Source organism: Pseudomonas sp. R37(2017), from assembly GCF_002113375.1.
Lineage (GTDB): Bacteria > Pseudomonadota > Gammaproteobacteria > Pseudomonadales > Pseudomonadaceae > Aquipseudomonas.
Window position 1 is genome coordinate 39233 of sequence record NZ_NEHO01000020.1, and the last position, 17584, is coordinate 56816.

General features: G+C 58.7%; 17 protein-coding genes. 13 read left to right on the forward strand and 4 right to left on the reverse strand.

All coding sequences use genetic code 11. The features are described 5' to 3' along the window. Positions 1-101: 101 nt before the first annotated feature. Complete coding sequence (smpB, locus tag CAG47_RS24120; protein ID WP_007988707.1) at positions 102-584, reverse strand: SsrA-binding protein SmpB; 483 nt, start codon at positions 582-584, stop codon at positions 102-104. 118 nt (positions 585-702) lie between these two features. Between smpB and CAG47_RS24125 the strand changes: the two genes are divergently transcribed. From CAG47_RS24125 to CAG47_RS24135, 3 genes are read left to right on the forward strand one after another with little or no spacing between them, the layout of a single operon-like run. Then, complete coding sequence (locus tag CAG47_RS24125) at positions 703-2106, forward strand: sodium-dependent transporter (RefSeq protein WP_085728074.1); 1404 nt, start codon at positions 703-705, stop codon at positions 2104-2106. Between the two features lie 7 nt (positions 2107-2113). Beyond that, positions 2114-2548: a type II toxin-antitoxin system RatA family toxin gene (locus tag CAG47_RS24130; protein ID WP_085728076.1), complete on the forward strand. Its 435-nt coding sequence runs from the start codon at positions 2114-2116 to the stop codon at positions 2546-2548. Further along, positions 2541-2855, forward strand: coding sequence for an RnfH family protein (locus tag CAG47_RS24135; RefSeq protein ID WP_085728078.1), 315 nt, complete (start codon positions 2541-2543; stop codon positions 2853-2855). Before CAG47_RS24130 ends, CAG47_RS24135 begins: the two co-directional genes overlap by 8 nt. Before the next feature lie 61 nt (positions 2856-2916). Here the strand turns inward: CAG47_RS24135 and CAG47_RS24140 are convergent, their stop codons facing one another. Then, the gene (locus CAG47_RS24140) at positions 2917-3444 is read right to left on the reverse strand and encodes an outer membrane protein assembly factor BamE (RefSeq protein WP_085728080.1); all 528 of its coding nucleotides are present in this window, start codon (positions 3442-3444) and stop codon (positions 2917-2919) included. Between the two features lie 97 nt (positions 3445-3541). Here CAG47_RS24140 and fur point away from each other — a divergent pair, with 97 nt between their 5' ends. After that, on the forward strand, positions 3542-3946 hold the full coding sequence (fur, locus tag CAG47_RS24145; RefSeq protein ID WP_003197684.1) for a ferric iron uptake transcriptional regulator: 405 nt from the start codon (positions 3542-3544) through the stop codon (positions 3944-3946). 80 nt (positions 3947-4026) lie between these two features. Here fur and recN read toward each other — a convergent pair whose 3' ends face one another. Next, on the reverse strand, positions 4027-5700 hold the full coding sequence (gene recN, locus CAG47_RS24150; protein WP_085728082.1) for a DNA repair protein RecN: 1674 nt from the start codon (positions 5698-5700) through the stop codon (positions 4027-4029). A 240-nt stretch (positions 5701-5940) separates the two neighbouring features. On the opposite strand from recN, the gene grpE reads away from it, so the two are divergent. The 8 genes from grpE to CAG47_RS24190 all read left to right on the forward strand — a co-directional run bounded on the left by grpE (position 5941) and on the right by CAG47_RS24190 (position 16406). Further along, a complete protein-coding gene (gene grpE / locus CAG47_RS24155) occupies positions 5941-6507 on the forward strand; it encodes a nucleotide exchange factor GrpE (RefSeq protein ID WP_007973134.1) in 567 nt (188 codons plus the stop codon). A gap of 102 nt (positions 6508-6609) precedes the next feature. Further along, positions 6610-8526, forward strand: a complete 1917-nt coding sequence (gene dnaK, locus CAG47_RS24160) for a molecular chaperone DnaK (protein ID WP_085728084.1) — start codon at positions 6610-6612, stop codon at positions 8524-8526. A 295-nt stretch (positions 8527-8821) separates the two neighbouring features. Then, positions 8822-9946 carry a molecular chaperone DnaJ gene (gene dnaJ, locus CAG47_RS24165; protein WP_085728087.1) on the forward strand — a complete coding sequence of 375 codons (1125 nt, stop codon included), beginning with the start codon at positions 8822-8824 and terminating at the stop codon, positions 9944-9946. 10 nt (positions 9947-9956) lie between these two features. Further along, positions 9957-10760, forward strand: a complete 804-nt coding sequence (gene dapB / locus CAG47_RS24170) for a 4-hydroxy-tetrahydrodipicolinate reductase (RefSeq protein ID WP_057716481.1) — start codon at positions 9957-9959, stop codon at positions 10758-10760. A gap of 259 nt (positions 10761-11019) precedes the next feature. Beyond that, positions 11020-12156 (forward strand): glutamine-hydrolyzing carbamoyl-phosphate synthase small subunit, encoded by a 1137-nt coding sequence (gene carA / locus CAG47_RS24175; RefSeq protein ID WP_085728089.1) that lies wholly within the window; start codon positions 11020-11022, stop codon positions 12154-12156. A gap of 116 nt (positions 12157-12272) precedes the next feature. Beyond that, the gene (carB, locus tag CAG47_RS24180) at positions 12273-15494 is read left to right on the forward strand and encodes a carbamoyl-phosphate synthase large subunit (protein ID WP_085728092.1); all 3222 of its coding nucleotides are present in this window, start codon (positions 12273-12275) and stop codon (positions 15492-15494) included. Between the two features lie 2 nt (positions 15495-15496). Further along, positions 15497-15973, forward strand: a complete 477-nt coding sequence (gene greA / locus CAG47_RS24185; RefSeq protein WP_085728169.1) for a transcription elongation factor GreA — start codon at positions 15497-15499, stop codon at positions 15971-15973. 28 nt (positions 15974-16001) lie between these two features. Then, positions 16002-16406: an MFS transporter gene (locus tag CAG47_RS24190; protein WP_085728171.1), complete on the forward strand. Its 405-nt coding sequence runs from the start codon at positions 16002-16004 to the stop codon at positions 16404-16406. Between the two features lie 9 nt (positions 16407-16415). On the opposite strand, the gene CAG47_RS24195 is transcribed toward CAG47_RS24190, so the two are convergent. Then, a complete protein-coding gene (locus CAG47_RS24195) occupies positions 16416-16724 on the reverse strand; it encodes a YhbY family RNA-binding protein (RefSeq protein WP_007942889.1) in 309 nt (102 codons plus the stop codon). Between the two features lie 105 nt (positions 16725-16829). Between CAG47_RS24195 and rlmE the strand changes: the two genes are divergently transcribed. Continuing rightward, positions 16830-17462, forward strand: a complete 633-nt coding sequence (gene rlmE / locus CAG47_RS24200; RefSeq protein WP_085728094.1) for a 23S rRNA (uridine(2552)-2'-O)-methyltransferase RlmE — start codon at positions 16830-16832, stop codon at positions 17460-17462. Positions 17463-17584: the final 122 nt, after the last annotated feature.

Below are 17584 nucleotides of genomic sequence, written 5' to 3' on the forward strand. Positions count from 1 at the left end.
ATGGCTTGTGGGATTGCTTTCGCGGGCAGGCCCGCTCCCACAGATACACCGAAACCCTGTGGGAGCGGGCCTGCCCGCGAAAGGGCCTTAAAGCGAAAGAATTACTCTTCCTTGCCCTTGTTGCGTACCGCGCGCTGCAACTCGCGACCGGCGTCGCGTTCGCGCTCGGTGTCGCGTTTGTCGTATTCCTTCTTGCCCTTGCCCAGTGCGATCTCGCACTTGACCATGTGCTTGCTCCAGTACCAGGACAGGCACACGCAGGCGTAACCCTTTTGCTGCACGGCAGCCGACAGCTTTTCCAGCTCGCGCCGGTTGAGCAGCAACTTGCGGGTGCGGACCGGGTCAGCGATGACGTGGGTGCTGGCGGTCGTCAGGGGCGTGATGTGGCTGCCGAGCAGCCAGGCTTCGCCATCCTTGAGCAGCACGTAACTGTCTACCAGTTGCAGCTTGCTTGCCCGCAGACTTTTTACTTCCCAGCCGGCCAGGACCAGACCAGCCTCGAACCGATGTTCGATGAAGTAATCGTGTCGCGCCTTTTTATTTTGCGCGATGGTCCCTGTTGGGTGTTTCTTCTGTTTAGCCATAGGGGCGGCATTATAGGGAGTTACAACAGAGTCGGCTATGGGGTTGCTACATGCTTGAGCAGGTTGATTGAATCCCGGACAATGCGGCCTCTTTTTTGAACGCTTGGGCGTGATAACGATGTCGACAGACAAGGTTTCTGTCCACGGCAGTTGGGCTAGCCGCTGGGTCTTCATACTCGCCGCGACCGGTTCGGCCGTGGGATTGGGTAGTATCTGGAAATTCCCGTACATGGTCGGCGTCTATGGCGGCGGCGCCTTCGTGCTGATGTTCCTGGCCTGTATCGCGCTGATCGGCGTGCCGGTCATGCTGGCCGAAACCTTGATCGGCCGGCGTGCCCGGCAGAGTCCGGCCAACGCCTTGAGGACGCTGGCCGTCGAGGTGGGGCATTCGACCAAATGGTCCTGGGGCGCATTTGCCGGAATGATCACCGCGTTGCTGATCCTGTCTTTCTATAGCGTGGTGGGCGGCTGGTCGCTGGATTACATCATCGACATGGGGCGCGGCGACTTCCAGGGGGTAACGGCGGATCAGGTGGGGGCCTACTTCGGCAACGTGATCGCCGATCCCTGGCGCCTGACACTTTGGCACACGATTTTCATGCTGTTGTCGGCTGTAGTGATCGCCAGGGGCGTGGTTGCCGGGCTTGAACGCAGCTTGCGCATCATGATGCCGTTGTTGTTCGTCATGGTCCTCGTATTGCTGGGCTACAGCATGACCACCGGGCATTTCATGGAAGGCGCACATTTCATGTTCGACTTCCACCCGGAAAAGGTCATGGACGGCTTGTTGCCGGCAATGGGGCATGCGTTCTTTTCCCTGAGCGTGGGCGTTGGCTCGATCATGATCTATGGCGCCTACATGCCGAAGCACTCGTCGATTTCAGGGACGGTCGTTGGCGTGGCGCTGCTCGATACCTTTGTTTCCCTGGTGGCCGGCCTGGCATTGTTTCCGATTGTTTTTGCGGCAGGCCTGAATCCGAGCGAAGGGCCGGGGCTGATGTTCGTCAGCCTGCCGTTTGCGTTCGGCAACGTGGCTTTCGGCCAATTGATGGGCGTGGTGTTCTTCGTGCTGGTGGCGGTGGCAGCCTGGAGTTCGGCGATCTCCCTGCTTGAGCCGATGGTGGCTTACCTGGTCGAGCGCACTAAAGTGAGCCGTGCATGGGTCACGTTCTGGCTGGCTTTCAGTTGCTGGTTTGTTGGCCTGGGTACGGTGTTTTCCTTCAATATCTGGAAGGAGGCCAAGTTCTTCGTGAACGAAGGCGGGATGTTCCACCTCTATCAATGGGGAGCGGCAGGTGGTCTCGACTTCTTTGGCGTGATCGATTTCTTTACCTCGCGACTCATGTTGCCGCTTGGCGGTTTGTGTTTCGTGGTGTTTGCGGGCTGGATCATGGGGCGTGAAGCGGTGCGCGACGAGTTGTCGATGCGCAACCCTGCGCTGTTTGGCCTGTCCTTGTTCTTGATGCGCTATGTGGCGCCCATCGGCATTCTCGTAGTGTTTGCCGCCCAGCTGTGGAAGTGACGCTGACATGACGACACACATTTCACGTTCGGCCTTGCTGCCATATCCGGCGCAAGCGCTGTACGACCTGGTCAACGACGTGGCGCGCTATCCGGAGTTTCTGCCGTGGTGCTCGTCGGCCGAAGTACTGGAAAGCTCTCCTGAGCATATGCGGGCGAGCGTCGGAGTGGCGAAGGGGGGGCTCAGTCAGCACTTCGTGACGCGCAACACCCTGGTGTCCGGTCAATCGATCGAAATGAATCTCGAGGAAGGACCGTTCAATCAATTGCACGGTGTGTGGGTATTCAAGCCCTTGGGTGAAAAGGCCTGCAAGATCAGCCTGGATCTGTCGTTCGATTATGCCGGGCCGCTGGTTCGCGCCACTTTGGGGCCGCTATTCAACCAGGCGGCCAATACCCTGGTGGATGCGTTCTGCCAGCGTGCCAAACAGATACATGGTTGAGCTCATGATTGAGGTCGAGGTGGTCTATGCGGCGGTAGACCGCCAGGTACTGCTGACGGTGGCGGTGCCTGCCGGGACGACTGTGCGGGCGGCTTTGCTCAAGTCGGCGGTGGCTGAGGCGTTTCCGGAGTTGGATCTGGCTGGTTGCCCTGTGGGTATCTTCGGCAAAGTTGTAGCCGATCCAGAGCGTCGGCCTGTCCAGGCAGGGGACCGTATCGAGATTTATCGACCGCTGTTGGCTGATCCGAAAGAGGTGCGTCGACTGCGCGCAGCAAAAGCCGCCGAGGCCAAAGCGCGGAATCAGTGAGTGGCTTGAATGTGATGCAATAAAAAGCCCGGGCATGCCGGGCTTTTTATTGCGTCACAAATTATTGTGGCGAGGTGTCCAGCGGTTGCGGTGTCGGGACCGGAACGGTTTCTACACCGTCGACGTCCTTCTGGATCTGATCCAGCAACGAGCCTGGCTTGACCGGTTTTTCCGGTTTCGGCTTTTCGACGTTTTCTACCGGGGTAGCCACTGTCGTGCCGCTGTCCTTGCCCAGAATGGCTTCGTCACGGCTTACGCCTGGCATGAAGTCACCAGAGAGGCTGACAAGCTGATCATTTGAGTTGAAGATAACGCTGATGCGTTCCTGTTGGCGTTCACCGCCACCTGGTTGCAGGCTGTACAGATAATCCCAGCGATCGGCATGGAATGTGTCAGTCAGCAGAGGGTTGCCCATGATAAACCGCACTTGCTTGCGGGTCATTCCCGGGCGTAACTGGTCTATCATGTCCTGCGTGACGACATTGCCCTGCTGGATGTCGATTTTGTAAACCCCGGGGAATGAACAACCGGCGAGTGCGAGCAGTCCCACGAAGGTGAAACTGGTTAGCAAGAGCTTGGTGTTTTGCATCGGTGGGCGACTTCCACTATCTTGGCTGGGACAACGTAAACGCCGATCATACCCGCATTAAGAGAAGCTGCGAAGCAGCATCGCGAGAAAGCTGACCATGGTTGAAAATAGCGAACTACGCAAAGCCGGCCTCAAAGTGACCCTGCCACGGGTCAAAATTCTACAAATGCTCGATTCCGCCGAGCAGCGCCACATGAGTGCCGAGGATGTCTACAAGGCCCTTATGGAGGCTGGTGAGGACGTCGGTCTGGCCACGGTATACCGTGTTCTGACCCAGTTCGAGGCAGCTGGCCTTGTGGTGCGGCACAACTTCGACGGAGGCCATGCGGTCTTCGAGCTGGACGACGGAAAGCATCACGACCATATGGTCAACGTCGAAACCAGCGAAGTGATCGAATTCTTCGACGAAGAAATCGAGCGGCTTCAGAAAGCAATCGTCGACAAGTATGGCTTCGAGATGGTTGATCACAATCTGGTGCTGTACGTGCGCAAGAAAAAGTAAGCATGTCGCGCGAACATCGATTCGCGAAACGAACGAAGGCGACCCCAGGGTCGCCTTCGTGCTTTCTGCTCTCTATTTATTCAAGCTTTTGCGGCAACCACCATTTTTTTCGCGTGAGCCAGGGACTCCTTGGTGAGGTCGATGCCTCCCAGCATTCGTGCGACTTCTTCGACGCGGTCGTTTTTGCTCAGTTTGGAAACAGCCGTGCGGGTGGCATCTTCGCCGCGCACTTTATGCACAAATAGATGTTGATGACCCTGCGCTGCCACTTGTGGCAAGTGGGTCACGGTCAGCACCTGCCCGCGCTCGCCGAGCCTGCGCAGCAACTGGCCGACGATTTCTGCAGTCGGGCCGCCGATGCCGACGTCGACTTCGTCGAAAACCAGGGTCGGTACGCGGGAGGTCTGTGCGGTGATTACCTGGATCGCCAGGCTGATTCGCGACAGTTCGCCGCCAGACGCCACTTTTGCCAGGGCCTTCAACGGTTGGCCAGGGTTGGCGCTGACCAGCAGCTCCACCTGCTCCAGGCCATTTGGCAGCAGTTCGTCGCTGCTGTTCGGGCGCAGTTCAATGGTGAAGCGACCACCGGGCATGCCCAGGCGCTGGATCTCCTGCTCTACGGCGTTGGCCAGGCTGCTTGACGCTTGATGCCTCAGGTCGCTCAGCTCCCGGGCCTTTTCCTGATAGTGCCTGGCATAGGACGACAGCTCATCGCTCAGGCGCTCGATGGACTCGTCGTTGGCATTCAGGGTTTCGATTTCATCCAGCAGTTTCTGTTGCATCTCGGCAACTTCGGTCGGCTGGATGCGGTGCTTGCGGGCCATCGTATAGATCGCATCGAGCCGTTCTTCGAGGTATTGAAGGCGCGCCGGATCGGCGTCGAAGTTGTCGAGAAAACGGTTCAACTCGCCCACGGCTTCTTCAACCTGGATCTGCGCGCTGGTCAGCAGGCTGCTGGCCTCGCCGAGAGCGCCGATCGAATTATTCACACTGGACAAGCGGTTTAGGCTTGCAGTGAGCGCGTTCAGCACGTTGCCGGAATCACTTTCGCTGCACTGTTCCACGACCTGTCGGCAGATGCCCAGCAGGGTTTCTGCGTTGGTCAGGTTCTTGTGCTCTTGCTCGAGCTGCTCCAGTTCGTTATCGCCGAGGCCGAGATTTTCCAACTCCTCGAGTTGGTAGCTGAGCAGTTGATGACGGGCGCGTTGCTCATCGCCGGAGTTGGAGAGTCGCTCCAGCTCCTGGCGGGTCTGGCGCCAGCGTTGGGCGGCCAGTTGAACCTGGCGGGCAAGGTCCGTCGCGCCGGCATATTCGTCGAGCAGGCGCCGGTGGGTATCGGTCTTGAGCAGGGATTGGTGTTCGTGCTGGCTGTGAATGTCGATCAGCAGTTCGCCCAGCGCCTTGAGGTCGCCGAGCGGGCAGGGCGTGCCGTTGATGTAGCCCCGCGAGCGTCCTTCCGATGTGATCACTCGGCGCAGAATGCACGGACCGTCGTTTTCGAGGTCGCGTTCGGCCAGCCAGGCGCTGGCTTCCGGAATGTCGGCTAGATCGAAGGTGGCCAGGATGTCGGCCTTGTCGGCGCCGGGGCGAACCACGCCGCTGTCGGCGCGGTCGCCCAGGGTCAGGCCCAGCGCGTCGAGCATGATCGACTTGCCCGCGCCGGTTTCCCCGGTGATCACGCTCATCCCGCGATCGAGTTCGAGATCGAGATGTTCAACGATGGCGTAGTTGTGTACGGACAGGTGCACCAGCATATGGGCCGCTCCCAGGTGTTAAGTCTGGTTATTTATACAGTGTTTTGTTTCCGGCTGACAATGCCCCTCGTTAGCTCGATTCGCTCGGCCCGACGAAACCCTTATCGCGACCTGGAATGACAATGCAGTTGTTTTTTGTAGGGTTAATCGTCGGTGCCCCTTGAAGCCGGATTTTGCGGCCCCATATAGCTGGGCAGAAGCGCGAGTCGAGCTCGCGGACGATATTGAAAGGAGAATTCTATGGCTGACGAACAGACAGTGGATACGCAAAACCCAGACGCCAACCAGGCGCCCGAGGCTTCGGGTGAAGACCTGGCGGCTCGTGTACAAGTGCTCGAAGAGCAACTGGCAGGCGCTCAGGATCAGGCTTTGCGTGTAGCCGCCGATCTGCAGAACGTCCGCCGTCGCGCCGAGCAGGATGTAGAGAAGGCTCACAAGTTCGCGCTGGAAAAGTTCGCTGGCGACCTGCTGCCGATCGTCGACAGCCTGGAGCGCGGCCTGGAACTGTCCAGCCCGGACGACGAAAGCATTCGTCCGATGCGCGAAGGCATCGAGCTGACCCTGAAAATGTTCCACGACACCCTCAAGCGTTACCAGCTTGAAGCGATCGATCCGCATGGCGAACCGTTCAATGCCGTTCACCATCAGGCAATGGCCATGCAGGAAAGCGCCGACGTCGAGCCGAACAGCGTTCTGAAGGTGTTCCAGAAGGGCTATCAGCTCAATGGTCGCCTGCTGCGTCCGGCGATGGTCGTGGTCAGCAAGGCGCCTGCGCCGGTTTCGCCTTCGATTGACGAGCAGGCTTGAAATCCGCTGCAAGGCCCCCATTTATAAGTCAAGCGTTTAAGTGCTACCGCAGTTAGCCACCACTGCTGCGGCAACCAAATCCAAAGTTTCGGGAGAGTGAACATGGGCAAAATTATCGGTATCGACCTGGGGACTACCAACTCCTGCGTCTCCGTGCTGGAAAACGGCAAGGCAAAAGTTATTGAAAACGCTGAAGGCGCGCGCACCACGCCGTCGATCATCGCTTACGCCAACGATGGCGAAATTCTGGTTGGCCAGTCGGCCAAGCGTCAGGCTGTGACCAATCCGCACAACACCCTGTATGCGGTGAAGCGTCTGATCGGTCGTCGTTTCGACGAAGAAGTCGTGCAGAAAGACATTCAGATGGTCCCTTACAAGATCGTCAAGGCTGACAACAACGACGCCTGGGTTGAAGTAAACAGCCAGAAAATGGCACCGCCACAAATCTCGGCTGAAATCCTGAAGAAAATGAAGAAGACCGCCGAAGACTACCTCGGCGAGGCTGTGACTGAAGCGGTGATCACCGTTCCGGCCTACTTCAACGACAGCCAGCGTCAGGCCACCAAAGACGCCGGCCGCATCGCCGGTCTGGACGTGAAGCGCATCATCAACGAGCCAACCGCAGCTGCTCTGGCTTACGGTATGGATAAGGCCAAGGGCGATCACACCGTGATCGTCTACGACCTGGGCGGCGGTACTTTCGACGTGTCCGTGATCGAGATCGCTGAAGTCGACGGCGAGCACCAGTTCGAAGTACTGGCCACCAACGGTGACACGTTCCTGGGCGGTGAAGACTTTGACATTCGTCTGATCGACTACCTCGTCGACGAATTCAAGAAAGAAAGCGGCATGAACCTCAAGGGTGACCCGCTGGCCATGCAGCGCCTGAAAGAAGCTGCTGAAAAAGCCAAGATCGAACTGTCCTCGAGCCAGTCGACCGACGTGAACCTGCCGTACATCACTGCAGATGCCACCGGTCCTAAGCACTTGAACGTGAAAATCTCCCGCGCCAAGCTCGAAGCGCTGGTGGAAGACCTGGTTCAGCGCACCATCGAACCTTGCCGCATCGCGATGAAAGATGCCGGTATCGACGTTGGCGCGATCAACGACGTGATCCTGGTGGGCGGTCAGACCCGTATGCCACTGGTTCAAAAGCTGGTAACCGAGTTCTTCGGTAAAGAAGCTCGTAAAGACGTCAACCCGGACGAAGCGGTTGCCATGGGTGCTGCTATCCAGGGCGCGGTATTGGCCGGTGACGTGAAAGACGTTCTGCTGCTCGACGTCAGCCCGCTGACCCTGGGTATCGAAACCATGGGTGGCGTGATGACTGCGCTGATCGAGAAAAACACCACGATTCCTACCAAGAAATCGCAAGTGTTCTCGACTGCCGACGACAACCAGGGCGCCGTGACCATTCACGTGCTGCAGGGCGAGCGTAAGCAAGCCGCACAGAACAAATCCCTGGGCAAGTTCGACCTGGCCGACATTCCACCGGCTCCACGTGGCGTGCCGCAGATCGAAGTGACCTTCGACATCGACGCCAACGGCATCCTGCACGTAGGTGCGAAGGACAAGGCTACCGGCAAGACTCAGTCGATCGTGATCAAAGCCAACTCCGGTCTGTCTGACGAAGAAATCGAGCGCATGGTGCGTGATGCCGAGGCGAACGCCGAGGAAGACCGCAAGTTCGAAGAGCTGGCTGCTGCCCGTAACCAGGGCGATGCTCTGGTTCACTCGACGCGCAAAATGGTTGCCGATGCTGGCGATAAAGTGACTGCCGAAGAGAAAACGGCAATCGAAGCTGCCGTAGTTGCCCTGGAAGCCGCTGTCAAAGGCGACGACAAGGCCGCTATCGACGCCAAGGTTGAAGAGCTGTCGAAAGTCTCCGCTCCAGTGGCGCAGAAGATGTATGCCGAACAGGCTCAGCCTGCTGAAGGCGCTGCCCCGCAAGGCGAATCGGCTGAGAAGGCTGACGACGTTGTCGATGCCGAGTTCGAAGAAGTCAAAGACCACAAGTAAGTTGTTGGTCGGCCGGTTGACTGCCTTCAGGCGGTGACTGGTAGGATGTCGCCGCGCGGGAGCTTGCTCCCGCGTTGGCGTATCTGGAATACGCGAATTTTTACAGCATGCGACAACGTTCGGATGTTGGTGGTATGGCCGGAAATGCTCCTGCTTTTCGTGCCGCAGGTACCGCAAGAATCAAAGACCAGGATCGTTGAATTGACGTGAGTTGGGTCCGGGCCTGTATTGGGGCTCAACGAGTTCGGCAGACTCAGGAGGGTTTTGTCGGACGTCCTCAAGAGTGCAAAGACTTATGGCAAAGCGTGACTATTACGAAGTGTTGGGTGTTGAGCGCGGCTCAAGCGAAGCGGACCTGAAGAAGGCCTACCGTCGCCTGGCGATGAAGCACCACCCGGACCGTAATCCCGATGACAAGGCGTCGGAAGAGAAGTTCAAGGAGGCCAACGAGGCCTACGAAGTGCTGTCCGACTCCAGCAAGCGCGCGGCCTACGACCAGTACGGTCATGCCGGCGTCGATCCGAGCATGGGTGGTGGCGGCGCCGGTTTCGGCGGTCAGAACTTCTCCGACATCTTTGGCGATGTCTTCAGTGATTTCTTCGGTGGCGGTCGCGGTGGTTCCCGTGGCGGCGCTCAGCGCGGCAGCGATTTGCGCTACACCCTGGAACTGGACCTGGAAGAAGCGGTGCGCGGCACGACCGTGAATATCCGCGTTCCGACGCTGGTCAACTGCAAGCCTTGCGACGGCTCCGGTGCCAAGAAAGGCTCTGCGCCGGTAACTTGCCCGACTTGCGGCGGTATCGGTCAGGTGCGCATGCAGCAGGGTTTCTTCTCGGTGCAGCAGACCTGCCCGCGCTGCCATGGCCAGGGCAAGATCATTTCCGATCCGTGCGATTCCTGCCACGGCGAAGGTCGTGTCGAAGAGTACAAGACCCTGTCGGTGAAAGTGCCGGCCGGTGTCGATACCGGTGATCGCATTCGCCTGTCCGGCGAAGGCGAGGCAGGTGCCCAGGGTGGCCCGACTGGCGACCTGTACGTGGTGATCAACGTGCGCGAGCACGCGATTTTCCAGCGTGATGGCAAGCATCTGTTCTGCGAAGTGCCGATCAGCTTCGTCGATGCGGCGCTGGGTGGCGAGCTGGAGATTCCGACCCTTGATGGTCGGGTCAAGCTGAAGATCCCTGAGGGGACCCAGACCGGCAAGCAGTTCCGCGTTCGTGGCAAAGGCGTTGCACCGGTGCGTGGTGGTGGCGCGGGTGATCTGATGTGCCGTGTGGCGGTCGAGACTCCGGTCAATCTGAGTCGCCGTCAGCGCGAAATGCTTGAGGAGTTCCGTAACTCCCTGGCGGACGACAACAGTCATTCGCCGAAAACCACGGGTTGGTTCGAAGGCGTGAAGCGCTTCTTCGGCGATTTGTAAGGAGACAGGCATGCGACGTATTGCAGTGATGGGCGCCGCCGGGCGCATGGGCAAGACCCTGATTGAAGCGGTGCAGCAAACCCCGGGTGCCGGCTTGACGGCAGCGGTGGATCGTCCTGACAGCACGCTGGTTGGCGCGGATGCCGGTGAACTGGCTGCGCTGGGTCGTATCGGCGTACCGCTGTCCGGCGATCTGGATCGGGTGGTTGACGAGTTCGACGTGCTGATCGACTTCACGCACCCGACGGTGACCCTGAAGAACCTGGCGTTCTGCCGTAAGCACGGCAAGGCGATGATCATTGGTACCACCGGTTTCAGCGTTGAAGAAAAGCAGCTGCTGGCGGAAGCGGGCAAGGATATTCCGATTGTCTTTGCGGCCAATTTCAGCGTCGGCGTCAACCTGTGCCTGAAGTTGCTCGACACGGCAGCTCGCGTATTGGGCGACGATGTCGATATCGAAATCACCGAAGCTCACCATCGGCATAAAGTCGATGCGCCGTCCGGCACCGCCGTGCGCATGGGTGAGGTGATCGCTGATGCGCTGGGTCGTGATCTGAAGAAGGTGGCAGTGTATGGCCGTGAGGGGCAGACCGGTGCTCGTGATCGTGAAACCATCGGTTTCGCCACGGTGCGTGCAGGCGACATCGTTGGTGATCACACCGTGCTGTTCGCCGCTGACGGCGAGCGTGTCGAGATCACTCACAAAGCGTCCAGCCGCATGACCTTCGCCAAGGGCGCGGTGCGTGCCGCGTTGTGGCTGGATGGGCGCGAGCCTGGCCTTTACGACATGCAAGACGTGCTCGATCTGCGTTAAGATGCACCCGAAATCGGGCTCGCGCACAGCGTTGGAGCCCGGTTTTGTTCCGCCAGGCGACGTCCTGTCGCATTCTCCAGCCTTTAAGGCTCATTGGCGGTAGACCAAAAAGCCCTTTTTCTGTAAGCTACAGCTTTAGTGTGTCCACTAAAAGCGCGCAGAATAATTCAGTGAACAAGCGGGGTGACGTGTCCATACGTCACTCCGCTTTTTTACAACCTGCGATCGCCCTTTCAGGCTTTATTTACGGGAGGTCTTCTTGACTAAGCCAGCCATACTCGCCCTTGCTGATGGCAGCATTTTTCGCGGCGAAGCCATTGGAGCCGACGGTCAGACCGTTGGTGAGGTGGTGTTCAACACCGCAATGACCGGCTATCAGGAAATCCTTACCGATCCTTCCTACGCCCAACAGATCGTTACCCTGACTTACCCGCACATCGGCAACACCGGCACCACGCCGGAAGACGCCGAGTCGAACCGCGTCTGGTCCGCTGGCCTGGTCATCCGTGACCTGCCACTGGTTGCGAGCAACTGGCGTAACACGATGTCTCTGTCCGACTACCTGAAGGCCAACAACGTTGTGGCCATCGCCGGTATCGACACCCGCCGCCTGACGCGCATCCTGCGTGAAAAAGGCGCGCAGAACGGCTGCATCATGGCCGGTGACAACATTTCCGAAGAAGCTGCCATCGCCGCCGCCCAGGGCTTCCCTGGCCTCAAAGGCATGGACTTGGCAAAAGTCGTCAGCACCAAAGAAAGCTACGAGTGGCGCTCGACTGTCTGGGATCTGAAAACCGACAGCCACGCGACCCTTGAAGCCTCCGAGCTGCCGTACAACGTCGTGGCCTACGACTACGGCGTCAAGGTGAATATCCTGCGCATGCTGGTCGAGCGCGGTTGCCGCGTGACCGTGGTGCCTGCTCAAACGCCTGCTGCCGATGTGTTGGCGATGAATCCTGACGGCGTGTTCCTGTCCAACGGCCCTGGCGATCCGGAGCCTTGCGACTACGCGATCCAGGCAATCAAGGACGTACTGGAAACCGAAATTCCGGTCTTCGGTATCTGCCTCGGTCACCAACTGCTGGCCCTGGCCTCCGGCGCCAAGACCCTGAAGATGGGCCATGGTCACCACGGTGCCAACCACCCTGTCCAGGATCTGGACAGCGGTGTGGTGATGATCACCAGCCAGAACCACGGTTTTGCCGTAGACGAAGCGACCCTGCCAGCCAACGTCCGCGCGATTCACAAGTCGCTGTTCGACGGCACCCTGCAAGGTATCGAGCGTACCGACAAGAGCGCCTTCAGCTTCCAGGGTCACCCGGAAGCCAGCCCTGGCCCGAACGACGTAGCGCCACTGTTCGATCGCTTCATCAACGAGATGGCCAAGCGACGCTGATCGCTCGCCCTGATGTAGCAAATCCTGAGGGTGGCCCCGGCAAAGGCGGCCCCCTCAAGACTTCAAGATTGATCAAGACGGCTTGCCGACTGACCTGCGGATTTGAGTGACAACCCATGCCAAAACGTACAGACATTAAAAGCATCCTTATTCTCGGCGCTGGCCCGATCGTAATCGGCCAGGCCTGCGAATTCGATTACTCCGGCGCCCAGGCCTGCAAGGCCCTGCGCGAAGAGGGCTACCGCGTCATCCTGGTGAACTCCAACCCGGCCACCATCATGACCGATCCGGCCATGGCCGACGCTACCTACATCGAGCCGATCAAGTGGCAGACCGTTGCCAAGATCATCGAGAAAGAGCGCCCAGACGCGCTGCTGCCGACCATGGGCGGCCAGACCGCTCTGAACTGCGCCCTGGACCTGGAGCGCGAAGGCGTTCTGGAGAAGTTCGGCGTGGAAATGATCGGCGCCAACGCCGATACCATCGACAAGGCTGAAGACCGTTCGCGTTTCGACAAGGCCATGAAGGCTATCGGCCTGGAATGCCCGCGCTCCGGCATCGCTCACAGCATGGAAGAGGCCAATGCCGTCCTCGAGAAGCTGGGCTTCCCGTGCATCATCCGTCCTTCGTTCACCATGGGTGGTACCGGTGGCGGTATCGCTTACAACCGTGAAGAATTCGAAGAAATCTGTGCTCGCGGTCTGGACCTGTCGCCGACCAAAGAGCTGCTGATCGACGAATCCCTGATCGGCTGGAAAGAGTACGAGATGGAGGTTGTCCGCGATAAGAAGGACAACTGCATCATCGTCTGCTCCATCGAAAACTTCGACCCGATGGGCGTGCACACCGGTGACTCGATCACCGTGGCGCCGGCGCAGACCCTGACCGACAAGGAATATCAGATCATGCGCAACGCCTCCCTGGCGGTATTGCGCGAGATCGGCGTGGAAACCGGTGGTTCCAACGTTCAGTTCGGTATCAGCCCGGAAACCGGCCGCATGGTCGTGATCGAGATGAACCCGCGTGTATCCCGTTCCTCGGCACTGGCTTCGAAAGCCACCGGCTTCCCGATTGCCAAGGTCGCGGCCAAGCTGGCCGTTGGTTATACCCTGGACGAACTGTCGAACGACATCACCGGCGGCAAGACCCCGGCGTCCTTCGAACCATCCATCGACTACGTCGTCACCAAGCTGCCACGCTTCGCTTTCGAGAAATTCGCCAAGGCTGACGCGCGCCTGACCACTCAAATGAAGTCGGTTGGTGAAGTCATGGCTATCGGTCGTACCTTCCAGGAGTCCCTGCAGAAAGCCCTGCGCGGTCTGGAAGTGGGCGTTTGCGGTCTGGACGAAAAGCTGGACCTGAGCAATCCGGAAAGCATGAGCGTGCTCAAGCGCGAACTGACCGTGCCGGGCGCCGAGCGTATCTGGTACGTGGCTGACGCCTTCCGTGCCGGCCTGAGCGTCGAAGACATCTTCGGCATGAACATGATCGATCCATGGTTCCTGGTGCAGATCGAAGACCTGATCAAGGAAGAAGAGAAGGTCAAGACTCTGGGTCTGTCCGCCATCGACCGCGATCTGATGTTCCGCCTCAAGCGTAAAGGCTTCTCCGACCAGCGTCTGGCCAAGCTGCTGGGCGTTACCGAGAAGAACCTGCGCACTCACCGCCAGAAGCTCGAAGTGTTCCCGGTCTACAAGCGCGTCGACACCTGCGCTGCCGAGTTCGCCACCGACACCGCCTACCTGTACTCGACCTACGAGGAAGAGTGCGAGGCGGCGCCGTCCGGTCGCGACAAGATCATTATCCTGGGTGGTGGCCCGAACCGTATCGGTCAGGGTATCGAGTTCGACTATTGCTGCGTGCACGCGGCACTGGCGCTGCGTGACGACGGTTACGAGACCATCATGGTCAACTGCAACCCGGAAACCGTTTCTACCGACTACGACACCTCCGATCGTCTGTACTTCGAGCCGGTAACCCTGGAAGACGTGCTGGAAATCGTCCGCGTCGAGAAGCCAAAAGGCGTGATCGTCCAGTATGGCGGCCAGACTCCGCTGAAACTGGCCCGTGCCCTCGAGGCCGCTGGCGTGCCGATCATCGGTACCAGCCCTGACGCCATCGACCGTGCCGAAGACCGTGAGCGCTTCCAGCAAATGGTTGAGCGCCTGAACCTGCGTCAGCCGCCAAACGCCACCGTGCGCAGCGAAGACGAAGCTGTACGTGCAGCCGCGAAGATCGGCTATCCGCTGGTGGTGCGTCCGTCCTACGTGCTGGGCGGCCGGGCGATGGAAATCGTCTACAAGGAAGAAGAGCTCAAGCGTTACCTGCGTGAAGCGGTGCAAGTGTCCAACGACAGCCCGGTACTGCTGGACCACTTCCTCAACTGCGCCATCGAAATGGACGTGGATGCGGTCAGCGACGGCAAGGATGTGGTGATCGGCGCGATCATGCAGCACATCGAGCAGGCTGGTGTTCACTCCGGTGATTCCGCATGTTCGCTGCCACCGTACTCGCTGCCTGCGCACATCCAGGACGAGATGCGCGAACAGGTCAAGAAAATGGCCCTGGAGCTGGGTGTTGTCGGCTTGATGAACGTTCAGCTGGCGCTGCAAGGCGAAGACATCTACGTCATCGAAGTCAACCCGCGTGCTTCCCGTACCGTGCCGTTCGTGTCCAAGTGCATCGGTGTTTCCCTGGCGATGATCGCGGCGCGCGTGATGGCTGGTAAAACCCTGAAAGAGCTGGGTTTCACCAAGGAAATCATCCCGAACTTCTACAGCGTGAAAGAGGCGGTGTTCCCGTTCGCCAAATTCCCTGGCGTTGACCCGATCCTCGGCCCGGAGATGAAGTCGACCGGTGAAGTGATGGGCGTGGGCGACACCTTCGGTGAAGCGTTCGCCAAGGCGCAAATGGGCGCCAGTGAAGTGCTGCCGACCGGTGGTACTGCGTTCATCAGCGTACGTGACGACGACAAACCGTTGGTTGCAGGCGTGGCCCGTGATCTGATCAACTTGGGCTTTGAAGTGGTTGCGACTGCCGGTACTGCCAAGCTGATCGAAGCTGCAGGCCTGAAAGTGCGCCGCGTTAACAAGGTGACCGAGGGGCGTCCTCACGTGGTCGACATGATCAAGAATGACGAAGTCACCTTGATCATCAACACCACTGAAGGTCGTCAGTCGATCGCTGACTCCTATTCCATTCGTCGCAATGCCCTGCAGCACAAGATCTACTGCACTACCACCATTGCTGCTGGCGAAGCGATCTGCGAAGCGCTGAAGTTCGGTCCCGAGAAGACCGTGCGCCGCTTGCAGGATCTACACGCAGGATTGAAGGCATGAGCATAACCAAGTACCCAATGACCGTTCAGGGCGCTCGCGCCCTGGAAGAAGAGTTGACGTACCTCAGCAAGGTCGAGCGTCCACGCTTGAGCCAGGCTATCGGCGAGGCGCGAGAGCTGGGTGACCTCAAGGAAAACGCTGAATACCATGCCGCTCGCGAAGAGCAGGGCATGGTCGAAGCGCGGATCCGTGATATCGAAGGCCGCATGCAGAACGCTGTGGTTATCGATGTCACGACCATTCCTCACTCCGGCAAGGTGATCTTCGGCACAACCGTCGAAATCGCCAACGTCGAAACGGATGAAAGCGTGACTTACCAGATCGTTGGTGAGGACGAAGCGGACATCAAACTCGGCAAAATCTCCGTCGGCTCGCCAATCGCCCGCGCCTTGATTGCCAAGGAAGAGGGTGATGTGGTTGCGGTGAAAACGCCAAGTGGCGTGATCGAGTACGAGATTGTCGAAGTTCGCCACATCTGAAGGCCAGCGCCCGCTTCGTGCGGGCGCCATGCTTTGGCAGCTGGCCCAGATGTTGTGGGTCGGCGGCTTGTGGCTGTTGCAAATTGGTCTGTTGCCGGTGCTGGGGCGAATTGGCCTGGCGCCGCTACTGATCGACGAAATCGCAGGCGCACTCAACACGTTGATGGCGGGGTTCGCCATGGCGTGTGTGATTTTTCAGGCTTTGGTGCTGGTTAAGGCCGAGGGCCTTGGCAGTCTATGGCGAGACATTCGCGGACAACTGCTGTTGATGGCGCTGTGCGCGTGCGCGATGTACTTCGCGGTGCGTTTCGGCTGGCCGGATGCGGTGCGCTGGCAGGCGTTCAGCTATCTTGTCCTGGGCTTTTCTGGGTTGGTGCTGGTGTTGCAGTCGGTGCCGGGGTGGAGTGGCAGGGTGCGCGAGGCACACCCTTGACCCTTGCCATCACTTGAAGCGATGGACGTTCGACAGCTGCTTGTTGACGCTGAAGTTCTTGCGATAGATCAGTGCCATCTTGCCGATGACCTGAACCAGGTCCGCTTTGCCGACCTTGCAGAGCTCTGCAATGGACGCCAGGCGCGACTCGCGATCGAGGATGTTGAGCTTGATCTTGATCAGCTCGTGATCCGCCAAAGCGCGTTCGAGTTCGGCTAACACACCTTCAGTCAAACCATTGTCTGCCACAATCAAAACTGGTTTCAGATGGTGGCCAATGGATTTGTACTGTTTCTTCTGCTCTTGAGTGAGCGGCATAATCTGACCCCTGCGTCTGATCTTGTAAAAAGCGGCGGCCAGTTTACCCGAGCGAGTCCGGGACCGCCCAGTTAATCACGACCCGTTTTATTTCCGAGGTATCCCGTGGCCCGTTCCAAGACAAGCCTCAATTGGCTCAAAGAACATTTCAACGACCCATTCGTCAAAATGGCACAAAAAGACGGGTACCGTTCCCGCGCCAGCTACAAACTGCTGGAGATCCAGGAAAAGGATCGCCTGATCCGTCCGGGCATGAGCGTAATCGACCTTGGCGCGGCTCCCGGTGGGTGGTCCCAGGTGACCAGTCGTCTGATTGGCGGGCAGGGGACTCTGATCGCTTCTGACATTCTGGAAATGGACAGTATCCCGGACGTGACCTTCATTCAGGGTGACTTTACCGAGGACGCGGTGTTGGCTCAGATCCTCGAGGCCGTCGGAAATCGGGAAGTAGACCTTGTGATTTCCGATATGGCCCCCAATATGAGTGGATTACCGGCCGTAGACATGCCGCGTGCGATGTTCCTGTGCGAATTGGCACTGGATCTTTCCACTCGGGTGCTGAAGCCCGGGGGTGATTTTCTGATCAAGATTTTTCAGGGCGAAGGCTTCGACGAGTTCCACAAGAGCGTTCGCCAGCAGTTCGAGAAGGTGCAGATGCGCAAGCCGACCTCGTCGCGCGACCGTTCTCGCGAGCAGTACCTGCTGGGTCGCGGTTTCCGCGGGCGCAGTGAATGTTGAGAGAATTTTCGATCGGGATGATAGGATTTTTGTATTACGCCTTGTCAGAATTAGCGAATATTGTGTAGGAAGTGTTTCACAAAGGGTTACAGACGGCGCCTGCCAAGTTGTAGGTAATGTAG